We start from the raw sequence: 15391 nt of genomic DNA on the forward strand, positions 1-15391 counted from the left end.
AGAAGGCGGCCCCGTTACCGGCAAGAACGGGCTGCGCCGTGCGCGGGCCTTGGGTAGGATGCGCGCGATGAAAGCCTTCGTACGTTGGGTAGATCGCGCACCGCTGTGGCTGTTTGCCCTGTTGGTGGCCACGCTGGGCCTGGCCCCCTGGATCCCCGAGCCGCATGTCGCGGAGAAGCTGCGCTGGCTGCTCGCCGGCGAGCTGACCCGGTTGTGGGACATCCTCGACCTGGTCATGCACGCCATCCCCTGGCTGTTGATGGCCTTCAAGCTCTACCGGACCAGCGTTACGGTTAGGGGCAGGCCCTGATCCGAGTGTTTCTCCGCAGCTTGTGGGAAATCGACGCCGGGCGTGCCTGCCGCTACGGTTGCAGCACGTTTCAAGCACTCAGGAGAACTCCATGCGCTTTATTGTTGCTGTCACCGCCGGTACCGACGACCCCACCCGTGCGACGCTCGGCATGATTGCCGCCAACGTGGCCAAGCAGCAGGGCCATGACGTGACCGTCTGGCTGCAGGGCGAGGCCGTGAACATCGCCAACCGCAATGTCTACGACAAGATCGTCGGCCACAACATGCCGGCAATGAAGGACATCGTCGATTCACTGGTCAGTGAAGGCGTCCCGTTCTGGGCCTGCGAGGCCTGCGCCAAGGGCCGCGACGTCGGCGAACACAACTTCCTGCCGAACGCCGAGATGGCCGGCATGGGCCAGTACGTCCAGGCCGTCGCCGACTTCGACCGCTCGATGAGCTTCTAATCGTTCATCGTTGCTCGCGGGCGGGGGTGTGATCCCCCGCTCGTTCTGATCTCCCGCCCCTGCCAGTGCCCCGAACTGGCACATTGCATGCTTGTTTGTTCCGCGAGGCATCCGCGGATCATGAGCATGAGTCAGAATCTCCCCCCGAATACCCTGTCCCCGAGCGTTTCGTATGAAGAGGCCATTGGCGACTTCCTGGTCGCCTCGCGCAAATGCGAGGTAGTGAGCCTGGAGCGCCTGCTGGAGGCCGTGCAACTGGTCGGGTGCATCCGTGCCCTGGTGCATCAACTGCAGCGTGAACGCGGCGCTTCCAGCCTCTGGATCGGCTCGGCTGGCCAGCGTTATGCCGAGGAGCTGGGGCAGTATCGAACCGAATCCGACACCACGGCGGCGGCCTTTCGCGAACACCTTGATGGCTGGTTACAGCCGGGGGCCTGTGCCCACGCGCGCAGCCGGTTGCTGGGGCGCATGGCACTGGCCCTGCACGGGCTGTCCGGGCTGCCCAGCCTGCGCGAGGAGGTCAACGAGCGCACGCTTTCGCCGATGGAGGCGATGCGCGGATTCAGCGAACTGATCCGGTCGCTCCTGGCCGTGGTATTCGAGGCAGCGGATTCGGCTACTGACCCGGAGGTCTCCGGTGCGTTGGTCGCTCTTTTGAACTTCATGCAGGGCAAGGAGCTTGCGGGTCAGGAACGCGCGATCGGTGCTGCGGGCTTTGGCCAGGGCGTGTTTGACGGCGAGCTGCGCCAGGCCCTGTTACACCGTATCGATGCCCAGGAACGTTCGTTTCGCATCTTCTCGGAGTTTGCCCCGGAATCGGCCTGCGGCGCCTGGCGTCAATTACAGGGCGCGAGCTTCGCCGCCGAGGTCGAGCGCCTGCGCCGTCAGGCCTGCACCCAGGCCGATGGCCAGCCGGCCCCGGCCCGGGCCGAGGCGTGGTTTGCCTGCACGACTGCGCGTATCGACGCGATGAAGGAGATCGAGGATCGGCTGGAGATGCACCTGAACGAGTGCTGCTCCGCGCGCATCGTGGCGGATCGCGCGGACCTGGGTGCGGTGCGTGACCGTATCGCGCAATTGGCCGAGTCGGAGTTGCGCGACAGCGTGCCGTATGCGGTGTTCTTCGGTGCGCCCGAGGGGCTGGATTCCGACGGCGTGGGCGGCGATAACCCGCTCAATGTGCCGATCGTCGGACATTCGGTGATGGACCTGGTGCAACGCCAGGCCAGTCGTCTGCAGTCGGTGGAGGACGAACTGCAGGCGGCGCGCCAGGCCTTGGCCGAGCGCAAGACGATTGAGCGAGCCAAAGCCCTGCTGATCCAGCATCGCGGCCTGACGGAGGACCAGGCCTACAAGCTCCTGCGCCAGACTGCGATGAACCAGAACCGGCGTCTGGCCGAGGTGGCCGAGGCGACCGTCGCCATGTCTGACCTGCTGGGGAAGGGCCTGTAGGAGCCGCCTTGGCGGCGAAGCCCCTGCCAAAGTCCGGCGCGGGCAGGGGCTTCGCCGCCAAGGCGGCTCCTACGGCGGGTTAGGTCGCCCTCTGGCAGCGCACTATTGCAGGTCAACTGCACCGCAAGTGCGCCCCAGGCTGGTGCCTTAGGGATCGGCTTCCGGACTTCGGGCTTCCCGCAAGCGTTCGACCCGGTGTTCGAAACCATCCGATTTTTCCGCGCCACGTGGCGATTGTTTCCCGCAGGGTCGCCTAGCAACGGCTAATTGGCACACCTCCTGCAGGAGTATGGGCAAGACGAGCCAACGGCGGTTCGTCGCCTGACAACAGGGAGACCCGATGACCGGGGCTCCCGTGAGACTGGACAAAGGCGTCCATCACCCGGCTGCACAAGCGGCCGGGCTGATGCGACGCCTTTTTTCGTTTTTGGGATGTGTTTGCTGACAAGGGGAGTGAACCCGTAATGACCGATCAAACGAACGACACGAAGAACACCTCCGGCCTGTCGCGCCGGCGTTTCCTGGGCGGCATGGCCGCCGGAATCGGCGCCACGGCAATGGGCCTTTCGGGCGCGGCGCCCTGGGGCTATGCGAAGGCCGGCAATGGCAAGCCGGAGACCACCGAGGCGAAGCTCGGCTTCATCGCCCTGACGGATGCCGCACCGCTGTTCATTGCGTTGGAGAAGGGCTTTTTCGCCGCTCACGGCATGCCCGATGTGCAGGTGCTGAAGCAGTCCTCCTGGGGCACGGTGCGCGACAACCTGGATCTGGGGTCGCAACGCGGCGGAATCGATGGCTCGCACATCCTCACGCCAATGCCCTACCTGATCCATCGCCGGGGCACGCCGATGACGATCCTCGCGCGACTGAACCTGGCCGGGCAGTGCATCTCGGTCGGGGACGAGTACGCGGACCTGAAGGTCGGCACCGACACCACGGAGTTCAAGGGCGCCCTGGCCGAGAAGGCCGCCGGCGGTGACGACATTCGTGCGGCGATGACCTTCCCGGGCGGGACCCATGATCTGTGGATCCGCTACTGGATGGCCGCCGGCGGGATCGATCCGGACCGCGACATCGCCACCATCGTGGTCCCGCCGGCGCAGATGGTTGCCAACATGCGCGTCGGGTCCATGGACACCTTTTGTGTCTGCGAGCCGTGGAACATGCAGTTGATCAATCAGGGCATCGGCTACACCGCCAACACCACCGGCGAACTGTGGCACAACCACCCGGAGAAGGCGCTGGGCATGCGTGCCGACTGGGTGGAGGCTCATCCGAACGCGGCGCGCGCCCTGACCATGGCGGTGATGGAGGCGCAGATGTACTGCGAGGACCCGGCGAACAAGGAGGAGGTCGCCGAGATCTGCTCGCGCCGGCGCTACATCCACGCCCCGTACGGCGACATCATCGACCGCATGCAGGGGAACTTCGACTACGGCACCGGCCGCGTGGTCGAGGACCACCCGGACCAGATGCGCTACTGGAAGGATCACGCCTCCTATCCGTTCAAGAGCCACGACCTGTGGTTCCTCACCGAGGACATCCGCTGGGGTTATCTGCCGCCGGATCTGGACATGCCGGCGCTGGTGGACGAGGTCAACCGCGAGGACATCTGGCGCGAGGCGGCCGCCGAGCTCGGTATTGACTCCGCCGACATCCCCGAGTCCACCTCGCGCGGCAAGGAGGCCTTCTTTGACGGCAAGGTCTTCGATCCCGAGAACCCGCAGGCCTATCTCGACAGCCTGGACATCAAGGCGATCGCGTCCTGACGCGGCGGCCCGACGACACCCGAAAAAAACGATTCAAGAGGATTCCGCCATGAGTGCCATTCTCGACCGCACCATGACCTTCGGCTCCGGGCGCGAGCGCCCGGTGGTCGAGGCATCGCCCACCCGGCCCGTGGCCCGGAAGGCCACCACCATTGCGGCCAGGCCCCAGCCGCGCCCCGGGGCAGATCCCGGGGCCTGGGCCCGGCGCCTGCGCAATACTGCCGCGGTCGTGGTGCCGCCGGTGGTCGTCACGGCGCTTTTTTTGCTTATCTGGGAGATGATGGCGTCCTCCCCGGGAGCCGTGTTGCCCGCCCCGAGCCAGGTGATTACCGACACCTGGGAACTGATCGTCAATCCCTTCTATGACTACGGCGGCAACGACGTCGGCATGGCCTGGCAGTTGCTGGCCAGCCTCGAGCGCGTGGCCTATGGCTATGCGCTGGCGGTGGTCGCCGGCATTGGCCTGGGCGTGCTGGTGGGTCAGTCCACCTGGGCGATGCGCGGACTCGACCCGCTGTTCCAGGTCCTGCGTACCGTGCCGCCGCTGGCCTGGCTGCCGATCTCGCTGGCTGCGTTCCAGGCCAGCAATCCGTCGGCGATCTTCGTGATCTTCATCACCGCGATCTGGCCGATCATCATCAACACCTCCGTCGGCATCCGGAATATCTCGCAGGACTACGTGAACGTGGCCCGCGTGCTGCGCCTGAACGGCTTCGAGTACTTCACCAAGATCATGCTCCCGGCCGCCGCGCCGTATGTCTTTTCCGGTTTGCGCATCGGGATCGGTCTCGCCTGGCTGGCGATCGTGGCCGCCGAGATGCTGATCGGTGGTGTTGGTATCGGTTTCTTTATCTGGGATGCCTGGAACGCCTCCATGCTCAGCGACATCGTGCTCGCGCTCGTCTACGTCGGCCTGGTCGGGTTCTTCCTCGACCGTCTGGTTGCCATCGTCGGCAACTGGGTTACCCGTGGCACGCAGGCCGGCTGAGCCGGCCCCTTACAGGAGAAACATCATGACCAGCTATCTCTCCATCGAACATGTCCACAAGACCTTTGGTGAAGGGCCTTCGGCTACCGAGGTGCTGCGCGACGTCGACCTGCACGTGGACCGCGGCGAGTTCATCTCCATCATCGGCCACTCCGGCTGCGGCAAGTCGACGGTGCTCAACATCGTCGCCGGGTTGCTGGAGACCAGCACCGGCGCGGTGATCCTGGACGGCAAGGAAGTGAGCAAGCCGGGACCGGATCGCAGCGTGGTGTTCCAGAACCACTCGCTGCTGCCCTGGCTGACGGTGCGCGACAACGTCGCCCTGGCGGTGGACAAGACCTTCAAGGGCACCAAGTCGGCGGCCGAGCGTCGCGAGTGGATCCTGCAGACGCTGGAGATGGTCGGCATGGGCCACGCACTCGACAAGCGCCCGGACGAAATCTCCGGAGGCATGAAGCAGCGTGTCGGCATCGCCCGGGCACTGGCGATGGAGCCGAAGGTACTGCTGATGGACGAGCCGTTCGGTGCGCTGGACGCGCTGACCCGGGCGCACCTGCAGGATGAGGTGATGCGCATCCAGTCGGATCTGGGCAACACCGTGCTGATGGTCACCCACGACGTGGACGAGGCCGTGCTGCTGTCCGACCGCATCGTGATGATGACCAACGGCCCGGCCGCGACCATCGGCGAGATCCTGGAGATTGACCTGCCCAAGCCGCGCGAGCGTCTGGCGATGGCCGACAACCCGCAATACAACCACTACCGGGCCGAGGTCCTGCGCTTCCTCCACGAGCGTCACAAGAACCCGGAAGCGGAGGCTGCGTAATGAACACGTCAAACGACAAGCCGCGGCTGGTCCTGATCGGCAATGGCATGGCCGGGATGCGCACGGTCGAGGAGCTGCTGAAACTCAAGCCCGACATGTACGACATCACCGTGTTCGGCGCCGAACCCTGGGGCAACTACAACCGCATCATGCTCTCGCCGGTGCTGGCCTCGGAGAAGACCGTCGACGAGATCATGCTGAACGACGATGCCTGGTATGCCGAGCGCGGGATCACCCTGCACAAGGGCAAGCGCATCGAGCGGATCGACCGTGTCGGTCGCCGGGTGATCGCCGAGGACGGCACCGAGGCGCCGTATGACCGGCTGTTGCTGGCGACCGGCTCGGATCCGGTGATGATCCCGATTCCGGGTGTCGATCTCGACGGCGTGGTGGGCTTTCGCGACATCCACGATGTCGACGCGATGCTGGCCTCCAGCCGTGAACACAAGCGCGCGGTGGTCATCGGCGGTGGCCTGCTGGGGCTGGAGGCCGCGAACGGCCTGATGCGCCAGGGCATGGACGTGACCGTGGTGCATCTGATGGATCACCTGATGGAGCGCCAGCTGGATCCCGCGGCGTCCGGCATGCTGCGCGCCTCGCTGGAGGAGCGCGGCATGGACTTTCGCATGGCGCACCAGACCCAGGCGATCCTCGGGGACGAGCGGGTCACCGGCGTGCGCTTTGCCGATGGCAGCGAGGTCGACACCGATCTGGTGGTGATGGCGGTCGGCATCCGCCCGAATACCGCGCTGGCCGAGTCCGCCGGGCTGCACTGTGAGCGCGGCGTGGTAGTGAACGACACGATGCAGACGTATGATCCGGCGATCTACGCGGTCGGGGAGTGCGTGCAGCATCGCGGCACGACCTACGGCCTGGTCGCGCCGCTGTGGGAACAGGCCAAGGTCTGTGCCAACCACCTCGCGGAGTACGGCATCGGGCGCTACGAGGGCTCGATGACCTCGACCAAGCTCAAGGTGACCGGAATCGACCTGTTCTCCGCCGGCGACTTCGCCGGTGACGAGACCACCGAGGATCTGGTGTTCCAGGACGCCGCGCGCGGCGTCTACAAGCGCCTGGTGCTGAAGGACAATCGCATCCAGGGCGCGGTGCTCTACGGCGACACCCTGGATGGCTCCTGGTACTTCCAGTTGATGCGCGACGGCACGCCGGTCGCCGATATCCGCGAGAACCTGCTGTTCGGCCAGGCGCATATCGGCGACTCCGGCCACGGCGACGAGGCCTCGCGCGTGGCGGCGATGCCGGACAACGCCGAGATCTGCGGCTGCAACGGTGTGTGCAAGGGGGATATCGTCCAGGCGATCAGCGAGCACAAGCTGTTCACGCTGGAGGACGTTCGCGCCCACACCAAGGCCTCGAATTCCTGCGGTTCCTGCACCGGACTGGTCGAGTCACTGCTGGCGACCACGCTGGGCGGTGACTACTCCGATGCCCCGGCGAAAAAGCCCGTCTGCGCCTGCACCGACCACAGTCACGACGAGGTTCGCGCGGCGATCACCCGCGACGGCCTGAAGACCATGGACGCGGTATTCGCGGCGCTCGACTGGAAGACCCCGAACGGCTGTCACGTCTGCCGCCCGGCGCTCAACTACTACCTGTTGGCGGCCTGGCCGAAAGACTACCAGGACGACGCGCAGTCGCGCTTCATCAACGAGCGCGCCCACGGCAACATCCAGAAGGACGGGACCTACTCGGTGATCCCGCGCATCTGGGGCGGGGTGACCACGCCGGCCGAGCTGCGCGCGATCGCCGAGGTGGCCGAGCGCTACGAGGTGCCCACGGTCAAGTTCACCGGCGGCCAGCGCATCGACCTGCTGGGTGTGGAAAAGAGCGACCTGCCGGCCATGTGGCGCGATCTCGGCCAGGCCGGCTTCGTCTCCGGCCATGCCTACGGCAAGGCCCTGCGTACGGTGAAGACCTGTGTCGGCTCTGAGTGGTGCCGTTTCGGCACCCAGGACTCCACGGGCCTTGGCATCCAGCTGGAGCGGATGACCTGGGGCTCGTGGACGCCGCACAAGTTCAAGATGGCCGTCTCCGGCTGCCCGCGTAACTGCGCCGAGGCGACGATCAAGGACCTTGGCGTGGTCTGCGTGGACTCCGGCTACGAGCTGCACGTCGGCGGTAACGGCGGGGTGAAGGTTCGCGCGACCGACTTCCTCTGCAAGGTGGAGACGGAGGCCGAGGTGCTCGAATACGCCGGGGCCTTCATGCAGCTCTACCGCGAAAGCGCCCGCTACCTGGAGCGCACCGCGCCCTGGATCGAGCGTGTCGGGCTGACGCAGGTGAAGGAACGCCTGGTGGATGACGCCGAGAACCGCGCCGCGCTGTATGCACGCTTCCTCGAGTCGCAGGAGGTGGCGCAGGTGGATCCCTGGGCCGAGCGGGCCGCCGGCCATGCGGCGCATGAGTTCATCCCCATCCGGCCGGCGGATGGCACGCCGGGGACCCCGCGTCCGGAGGTGTCGGCATGAGCTGGACCGCGATCTGCCATCTCGACGAGATCCCGCCGCTGGGCGCGCGGGTCGTTGCTGGCCCCAACGGCGATATCGCCGTGTTCCGAACCGCGGACGACCGCGTCTTCGCCCTGCGCGACCAGTGCCCGCATAAGGGTGGGCCGTTGTCGCAGGGCATCGTCCACGGCGAACGTGTGACCTGTCCGCTGCACAACTGGGTGATCGACCTGCAGTCCGGCGCGGCCACGGGCGCGGATTCGGGCTGCACACATGTCTTCCCGGTCCGTGTGACCGAGGGCCAGGTGTGGCTGGACCTGGCCGCCTCCGCCACCGATTCGGACGCGGCGCCGGTGGTTGACTGCCGCGAGGCGGGCTGAGATGGCCACATCCGACGCCGTGACGCGCACCACCTGCCCCTATTGCGGGGTTGGCTGTGGTGTGGAGGTGACTGCGACACCGAGAGCCGAGTTTCCGGTGGCGGTGCGCGGCGACGCCAGCCATCCGGCGAACGCCGGGCGCCTGTGTTCCAAGGGGGCGGCGCTGGCCGAGACCCTGGGGGACGAGGGGCGGCTGTTGCACCCGGAAATCGAGGGGGTGCGCGTCGACTGGGACGCAGCACTGGATCATGTCGCGGGAGGCTTTCGCGACGTGATCGACCGGTATGGGCCCGACGCGGTGGCGCTGTACGTCTCCGGGCAGATCCTGACCGAGGACTACTTTGTTGCCAACAAGCTGATGAAGGGCTTCGTCGGCTCGGCCAACATCGACACCAACTCGCGGCTTTGCATGTCCACGGCCGTGGCCGCACACACCCGCGCCTTCGGCATGGATGGCGTGCCGGGGAGCTACACCGACTTCGAGCAGGCCGATCTGGTCGTGGTGGTCGGGTCCAACATGGCCTGGGCGCATCCGGTGCTGTTCCAGCGCCTGCAGGCCGCCCGCGCGGCGCGCCCGGAGATGAAGCTGGTGGTGATCGATCCGCGGTGCACGGCCACTGCCCAGGCGGCCGATCTGCACCTGCCGCTGGCGCCGGGCACGGATGCCTGGCTGTTCAACGGCCTGCTGGATCACCTGCGCCGCGAGGATGCGCTGGACCCGGCATTCCTGGAACGCCACGTCGATGGCTTCGCCGACGCCCTGGCGGCAGCCCGCGCCTCCAGCCCGTCGATTGCCGTGACCGCCGAGACCTGCGAACTGGCCCCCGAGGCGGTGGCCACCTTCTTCCGCTGGTTTGCTCGAACGGAGCGGACGGTTACCGCGTTCTGTCAGGGCATCAACCAGTCCGACAGCGGCGTGGACAAGGCCGGGACGATCCTCAACGTGCACCTGGCCACCGGCCGCATCGGCCGCCCGGGCATGGGCCCGTTTTCGCTGACCGGTCAGCCCAACGCGATGGGTGGGCGCGAGGTTGGCGGACTGGCCAGCCAGTTGGCCGCGCACATGGGCTTCGACGAAGTGTCCCTGGATCGCGTAAGCCGCTTCTGGAATGCACCGAATCTCGCCCGCAACCCGGGGCTTAAGGCGTTGGATCTGTTCCGCGCGGTCGAGTCGGGGCAGGTGAAGGCGATCTGGATCATCGGGACCAACCCCTTGTTCAGCCTGCCCGAAGCCGAACGCTTCGAGCGGGCCCTGCGCGACTGCCCGCTGGTCGTGGTCTCCGACTGCGTGCGCGAGACCGAGACAACCCGCGTAGCCGACGTGCTGTTGCCGGCGACCACCTGGGGCGAGAAGGACGGCACGGTGACCAATTCCGAGCGGCGCATCTCGCGCCAGCGCCCGTTCCGGGAACCCCCGGGCGAGGCGCGTCACGACTGGTGGGCGCTGGCCGAGGTCGCCCGCCGCCTGGGCTTTGCCGAGGCCTTCCCCTATACGCAGCCGGTGGAGATTTTCCGCGAGCATGCGGCCCTGTCCGCGTTCGAAAATGACAGCACGCGGGACTTCGATATCGGCGCGCTGGCCGCGACCGACGCGGCCGCCTTTGAGGCCCTCGAACCGGTGCAGTGGCCGCTGCCCGCCGGAGCCGAGGCGGGAACGCCGCAGCTCTACGCCGATGGCCGCTTCTTTACGGCCAACGGTCGTGCGCGGCTCGCAGCCGTGACCCCGCAATCGCCGACCGACACGATCGATGCCGAATACCCTTTGCGCCTGAACACCGGCCGCATCCGTGACCAGTGGCACAGCATGACCCGCACTGCGAGTACCCCGCGCCTGAGTGCCCACCAGCCGGAGCCGTTCGTCGAGATCCATCCGGTGGATGCCGGCCTGTTCCGTGCGCAGGCGGGTGATCTGGCCGAGGTGACCAGCCGACATGGGCGTTTGCTAGCGCGGGTGCAGGTGAGCCGCGAGCAACGCCCCGGCAGCGTGTTTGTGCCGATGCACTGGAGCCGCCCGATCGCCCGCCTCGCGCGGGTGGATGCCCTGGTGCCCGCGCATGTCGATCCGGTCTCCGGGCAGCCGGCGTTCAAGCACACGGCCGTCTCGGTGCGCCCGGCGGCGATGGACTGGCACGGCTTCGTACTGAGCCGCGAGCCAGTGAGCCTGCCGGAGGCCGACTACGCGGTGACCGCGCGCGGCCCGCGGCATCTGCGCTTCGAACTGGCCGGGCGCGGCGCGCCACCCGAGATCGCCGACTGGCGGGCACGGCTGGATGGTCCCGGCGAGTGGCTGGAGTTCGCCGACCCCGCGGGCGGGCGCTACCGCGCCGCGCGCATCCACGAGGGCCGGCTTGCCTGCGTGCTGTTCGCGGGGCCCGACCGCGGCCTGCCCGAGCGCGAATGGCTGGGCGGTCTGTTCGCGGCCGAGTCGATCACGGATGCCGAACGCATGGCCCTGCTCACGGGCCGTCCGCCGAACGGCCAGGCCGCGCGCGGGCGCCTGGTCTGCGCCTGTTTTGGCGTGGACGAGACGCGCATCCGCACGGCGATCCGCGAGCACGGGCTGGCGACCTGCGAGGCCGTGGGTGCCTGCCTCGAGGCCGGCACCAACTGCGGCTCCTGCCGCCCCGAGATCCAGACCCTGTTGAATGAAGAATCCGAGGCGCCCACGGATCCCGTGGCGCGGGAGGGATGAGCATGGAACACCTGCCGATTTATATGCAGTTGCACGGCCGCGAGGCCCTGGTGGTCGGGGCCGGCCCGGTGGCCACACGCAAGGCAGCGCTGCTGCTGGAGGCCGGGGCGCGGGTGCGCCTGCGAGCCCCTGACTACAGTGATGCCGCCGAGCGCTTGTTGCGCGCGCACCCGGAGTCGATCACCCGCGAGCCGGGTGCCTATCAAACCGAGTGCCTGGGACCGGTGGCGGTCGTGATCGCCGCGACCGACAACGAGCAGGTTAACCGTCAGGTCTCGGAGGACTGTGTTGCGCGCTCGATCCCGGTGAACGTGGCGGACCAGCCCGAGCTTTGCAGCTTCATCCTGCCGGCCATCGTCGAACGCGGCCCGTTGACCATCGCGATCGGCTCCGGTGGCCGTGCCCCGGTGCTGGTGCGTCTGCTGCGCGCGAAGATCGAGAGCCTGATCCCGGCCGGCTACGGGCGTCTGGCGGATCTCGCCGGTCGCCTGCGCGACCGGGTGCGCGCGCATTTCGACAGTGTGAACGCGCGGCGCGCCTTCTGGGAGCGTGCGTTTGCCGGGCCGGCCACCGAGCTGGCACTGGCCGGACGTATGGACGCGGCCGCAGAGCGTCTGGAGCAGGAATTGAATGAAGCGGATGCCGCTACGCCAGGCGAGGTCTATCTGATCGGCGCCGGGCCGGGTGATCCGGACCTGCTGACCTTCCGCGCGCTGCGCCTGTTGCAGCAGGCGGACGTGGTCGTCTATGACCGGCTGGTGTCCTCCGAGGTGGTGAACCTGGCCCGGCGCGAGGCCGAGCGTTTCTATGTCGGCAAGGAGCGCGATCACCACTGCGTGCCACAGGAGGCGATCAGCGAACTGCTCTCGCGGTTGGCGCGCGAGGGCAAGCGCGTGGCTCGGCTGAAGGGCGGCGACCCGTTCGTGTTCGGCCGCGGTGGCGAGGAGCTGGACGTGCTCGCCCGCGACGGCGTGGCCTACCAGGTGGTGCCCGGCATCACCGCGGCCAGTGGCTGTGCCGCCTATTCGGGCATCCCGCTAACCCACCGTGATCATGCCCAGTCCGTGCGCTTCATTACCGGCCACACCCGCGAGGGCCGGCTGGACGTGGACTGGTCGCAGCTGACGAACACCCGCGAGACGCTGGTGTTCTATATGGGCCGCAAGGGCGTGGGCGAGATCTGCCGGGGCCTCAAGGGTGCGGGCCGTGCCGGGCGGACCCCGGCCGCGATCATCGAGAACGGCACGACCGCCCGCCAGCGTGTGGTCACCGGGACCCTGGATACCCTGGCCGCCCGTGCCGAGCGCGAACAGGTGGGCTCGCCCAGCCTGATCGTGATCGGTGAGGTCGCCGCCTGCCACCAGCGCCTGGCCTGGTTCCAGCCGGATGCCGGAGCGTCCACGTTGTTCCCGCAGCCGATGCCGGGCCCGCAGGCCACGGCGGCGAGCGCGGCGTGAATGCCGCGTCCGCCATGCCGGATGCGACCGCCGACGCGCTTGTGGGCTGTCGCGTCGCACTCCCGGAGAGCCGGGCGCTGGAGGTCTTTGCGGGTCTGCTGGAGCGGCGCGGGGCCGAGGTATGGCGCTGCCCGCTGGTCGCGATCCACGACAGCCTCGATCAGGTAGCCATCGAGGCCTGGCTGGACACGGTTATCGAGGTGCCATTCGACCATCTGATCTTCCTGACTGGCGAGGGTTTTACTCGGTTGACCGGCTTTGCCCGTCGCGCCGGCCACGAGGCCGACTGGCTGGCGGCCGTGACCCGGACCCCGACGCTGGTACGCGGCCCCAAACCCGGGCGCGCGATGAAGCCCTTTGGGGTCCGCCCGGATGCCGTGGCCGCCGCACCGACCACCGAGGGCATTATCGAGACGCTGTCCGGGCAGGACCTGCGCGGCCAGCGTATCGGCGTACAGCTCTACGGCGCGGAACCCAACCGTCGCCTGCTGGATTTCCTGGAGCAGGCCGGCGCGGAGACATTCCCTGTCTGGCCCTACCGCTACGCGGATGCCGCCGAAACCGGGCGTGTGAGCGAGCTGATCGAGGTCCTGATCGCAGGGGAGATGGATGCCATCGCCTTCACCAGCCAGGCCCAGGTCCGGCGTCTAGTCCGCGTCGCCCGTGCCGATGAGCACGAAGGCGCGCTGTTCGCCGCCCTGACTCGGACGGTGGTCGCGGCGATTGGCCCCGTGGTAGCCGACGAACTGCGCGCCCACGGCATCACTCCCACGGTGGTCCCCGAGGGCCAGTACTTCATGAAGCCCCTGGTCTCGGCCCTGTCCCGGCATTTAGGCGAACGCGCGATTCAATCAGCGTCTCCCTAAGAACGGCGCTGTAGGGAACTTGTGCAGCGGTCGGATGGCCCACGAGTCTGGGTTTCCTTTCGGTGGTCCGGACCATGAATCAATGTTTCTCGCGGCGTTCACGCCGTTCCTTCCTGCGCTGGATGGCGGGGTCTGCAGTGGCGGCCGGTGCTGGGTGGCCCCTTGCCGGGGTCGCTTCCGAGAGGCGCCAGCCGCATCACAAACCGATTCCGTCGTCCGGAGAGAGGATCCCGGTGATCGGGATGGGGACCTGGATTACCTTCAACGTGCCGCAGGACCCGGACACGCTGGCGGTGCGTACCCGGATCCTGGAGACGTTCTTCCACCGCGGTGGCGGGATGATCGACTCCTCGCCGATGTACGGGCGTGCGGAGGCGGTGGTCGGCCACGGTCTGCGCGAGCTGGCGCATCCGGAGGGCGTGTTCTCGGCGACCAAGATCTGGACGCGCAGCACCTCGACCGGCCGCGACCAGCATGCGGAGTCCCGGGATCTGTGGGGTGTCGACACCCTAGACCTGCAGCAGGTGCACAACCTGCAGAACTGGGAGGCGCACCTGGAAACCCTGCGCGAGCGCCGTGAGGCGGGGGAGGTTCGCTATATCGGTGTGACCACCTCGCACGGGCGGCGCCACGACGATCTGGAGCGCATCCTGCGGCGCGAGGACCTGGACTTCGTGCAGCTGACCTACAACATTCTGGATCGCGAAGCGGAACAGCGCCTGTTGCCGCTGGCGCGGGAACGCGGGGTGGCGGTGATCGCGAATCGCCCGTTTCGGCGCAAGGCGCTGATCAACCAGTTCGCGGGGGATCCGCTGCCGGACTGGGCGGCGGAGATCGAATGCGAGAACTGGCCGCAGTTCCTGCTCAAGTTCATCGTCTCGCACCCGGACGTGACCTGTGCGATCCCCGCGACCTCGGTGGTGGCGCACATGGAGGAGAACATGGGCGCGCTGTACGGCCCCATGCCGGACGCCGAGATGCGCCGCCGCATGGTCGCGTACGTGCAGGACCTGTAGGGTTGGCCTCCGAATCCTTGCGACCGGGGAGCCGACATGCTGCCGTTTGAGGCCTCGACCTGGCTGGCGATCCTGGGCCAGTACAACACCGCGATCTGGCCCCTGCACGGGATCGGCGCACTGCTCGCCCTGGTGGCTATGGGGCTGGTGGTTCCGGGTTCGCGTGCGGCCGGCCGTGTCATTGGCCTGTTGCTGGGCGTGCTGTGGATCTGGACCGGGGTTGCCTTCTTCGGCGGTTCGCTGGCGCCGTTCCACTTCGCCTCCGAGTGGCTGGCCGGAGTGTTCGTGGCCCAAGGCCTGATGCTGGTGTTCGCGCTGACCCTGATGGGCCAGGCTCGCTTTGGCTGGCCTGGTGGGCTCGCGGGTGGCGGCGCGGTCTTGATGATCGTCTACGCGCTGGTGGGCTATCCCTTGCTGGATCTCGCGCTGACCGGCACGCCCTGGACGCAGCTGCAATATGTCGGCGTGGCCCCGGGACCGGTGATGCTGCTGACCCTGGGACTGTTGTTGCTGGTGCCGTCGCGTCCGCCCCTGGTGCTGGCGATCATCCCGCTGCTGTGGGCGCTGGTCACCGGCTACATGGCCTGGGGCCTGGGTCTTCCTCTGGAATACTTCCCCGCAGTGTTGGGGGTTGCATCATTCGCGGTGCTGGTGGCGCTTCGTTTCCGGCGCAAGAAACGACGCTTGTCCGGCTGATCCGGTTCTGCAGCGCAAAGCAT

General features: G+C 67.6%; 13 protein-coding genes. All 13 read left to right on the forward strand.

All coding sequences use genetic code 11. From position 1 onward, the window contains the following. Positions 1 to 67: 67 nt before the first annotated feature. The 13 genes from TVD_RS03390 to TVD_RS03450 all read left to right on the forward strand — a co-directional run bounded on the left by TVD_RS03390 (position 68) and on the right by TVD_RS03450 (position 15368). Complete coding sequence (locus TVD_RS03390) at positions 68 to 310, forward strand: hypothetical protein (RefSeq protein ID WP_019572015.1); 243 nt, start codon at positions 68 to 70, stop codon at positions 308 to 310. A gap of 91 nt (positions 311 to 401) precedes the next feature. Then, on the forward strand, positions 402 to 758 hold the full coding sequence (locus TVD_RS03395) for a DsrE family protein (RefSeq protein WP_018167932.1): 357 nt from the start codon (positions 402 to 404) through the stop codon (positions 756 to 758). 126 nt (positions 759 to 884) lie between these two features. After that, entirely contained in the window at positions 885 to 2210 is a 1326-nt protein-coding gene (locus TVD_RS03400) for a nitrate regulatory protein (RefSeq protein WP_018650405.1), read from the forward strand. 464 nt (positions 2211 to 2674) lie between these two features. After that, a complete protein-coding gene (locus TVD_RS03405; RefSeq protein ID WP_018951308.1) occupies positions 2675 to 3979 on the forward strand; it encodes a CmpA/NrtA family ABC transporter substrate-binding protein in 1305 nt (434 codons plus the stop codon). Positions 3980 to 4028: 49 nt separating this feature from the next. Then, positions 4029 to 4967, forward strand: a complete 939-nt coding sequence (gene ntrB / locus TVD_RS03410) for a nitrate ABC transporter permease (protein ID WP_018146263.1) — start codon at positions 4029 to 4031, stop codon at positions 4965 to 4967. 25 nt (positions 4968 to 4992) lie between these two features. Further along, the gene (locus TVD_RS03415) at positions 4993 to 5793 is read left to right on the forward strand and encodes an ABC transporter ATP-binding protein (protein WP_019562650.1); all 801 of its coding nucleotides are present in this window, start codon (positions 4993 to 4995) and stop codon (positions 5791 to 5793) included. After that, positions 5793 to 8282: a nitrite reductase large subunit NirB gene (gene nirB, locus TVD_RS03420; protein WP_047250808.1), complete on the forward strand. Its 2490-nt coding sequence runs from the start codon at positions 5793 to 5795 to the stop codon at positions 8280 to 8282. The genes TVD_RS03415 and nirB overlap by 1 nt, the downstream gene beginning before the upstream one ends. Further along, positions 8279 to 8641 (forward strand): nitrite reductase small subunit NirD, encoded by a 363-nt coding sequence (nirD, locus tag TVD_RS03425; RefSeq protein ID WP_047250809.1) that lies wholly within the window; start codon positions 8279 to 8281, stop codon positions 8639 to 8641. The genes nirB and nirD overlap by 4 nt, the downstream gene beginning before the upstream one ends. A gap of 1 nt (position 8642) precedes the next feature. Further along, on the forward strand, positions 8643 to 11333 hold the full coding sequence (locus TVD_RS03430) for a nitrate reductase (RefSeq protein ID WP_047250810.1): 2691 nt from the start codon (positions 8643 to 8645) through the stop codon (positions 11331 to 11333). 2 nt (positions 11334 to 11335) lie between these two features. Then, positions 11336 to 12790 (forward strand): siroheme synthase CysG, encoded by a 1455-nt coding sequence (gene cysG, locus TVD_RS03435; protein WP_047250811.1) that lies wholly within the window; start codon positions 11336 to 11338, stop codon positions 12788 to 12790. Next, positions 12787 to 13656 carry a uroporphyrinogen-III synthase gene (locus TVD_RS03440; RefSeq protein WP_047250812.1) on the forward strand — a complete coding sequence of 290 codons (870 nt, stop codon included), beginning with the start codon at positions 12787 to 12789 and terminating at the stop codon, positions 13654 to 13656. The genes cysG and TVD_RS03440 overlap by 4 nt, the downstream gene beginning before the upstream one ends. Before the next feature lie 74 nt (positions 13657 to 13730). Beyond that, positions 13731 to 14672, forward strand: coding sequence for an aldo/keto reductase (locus TVD_RS03445; protein ID WP_205622083.1), 942 nt, complete (start codon positions 13731 to 13733; stop codon positions 14670 to 14672). Positions 14673 to 14708: 36 nt separating this feature from the next. Then, a complete protein-coding gene (locus TVD_RS03450; protein WP_047250813.1) occupies positions 14709 to 15368 on the forward strand; it encodes a DUF6064 family protein in 660 nt (219 codons plus the stop codon). Positions 15369 to 15391: the final 23 nt, after the last annotated feature.

The organism is Thioalkalivibrio versutus (genome assembly GCF_001020955.1).
GTDB classification, from domain to species: Bacteria; Pseudomonadota; Gammaproteobacteria; order Ectothiorhodospirales; family Ectothiorhodospiraceae; genus Thioalkalivibrio; species Thioalkalivibrio versutus.

Coding starts and splice junctions, on each gene's coding strand:
- TVD_RS03390 (WP_019572015.1), top strand. CDS start 68: ATGAAAGCCTTCGTACGTTGGGTAGATCGCGCACCGCTGTGGCTGTTT.
- TVD_RS03395 (WP_018167932.1), top strand. CDS start 402: ATGCGCTTTATTGTTGCTGTCACCGCCGGTACCGACGACCCCACCCGT.
- TVD_RS03400 (WP_018650405.1), top strand. CDS start 885: ATGAGTCAGAATCTCCCCCCGAATACCCTGTCCCCGAGCGTTTCGTAT.
- TVD_RS03405 (WP_018951308.1), top strand. CDS start 2,675: ATGACCGATCAAACGAACGACACGAAGAACACCTCCGGCCTGTCGCGC.
- ntrB (WP_018146263.1), top strand. CDS start 4,029: ATGAGTGCCATTCTCGACCGCACCATGACCTTCGGCTCCGGGCGCGAG.
- TVD_RS03415 (WP_019562650.1), top strand. CDS start 4,993: ATGACCAGCTATCTCTCCATCGAACATGTCCACAAGACCTTTGGTGAA.
- nirB (WP_047250808.1), top strand. CDS start 5,793: ATGAACACGTCAAACGACAAGCCGCGGCTGGTCCTGATCGGCAATGGC.
- nirD (WP_047250809.1), top strand. CDS start 8,279: ATGAGCTGGACCGCGATCTGCCATCTCGACGAGATCCCGCCGCTGGGC.
- TVD_RS03430 (WP_047250810.1), top strand. CDS start 8,643: ATGGCCACATCCGACGCCGTGACGCGCACCACCTGCCCCTATTGCGGG.
- cysG (WP_047250811.1), top strand. CDS start 11,336: ATGGAACACCTGCCGATTTATATGCAGTTGCACGGCCGCGAGGCCCTG.
- TVD_RS03445 (WP_205622083.1), top strand. CDS start 13,731: ATGAATCAATGTTTCTCGCGGCGTTCACGCCGTTCCTTCCTGCGCTGG.
- TVD_RS03450 (WP_047250813.1), top strand. CDS start 14,709: ATGCTGCCGTTTGAGGCCTCGACCTGGCTGGCGATCCTGGGCCAGTAC.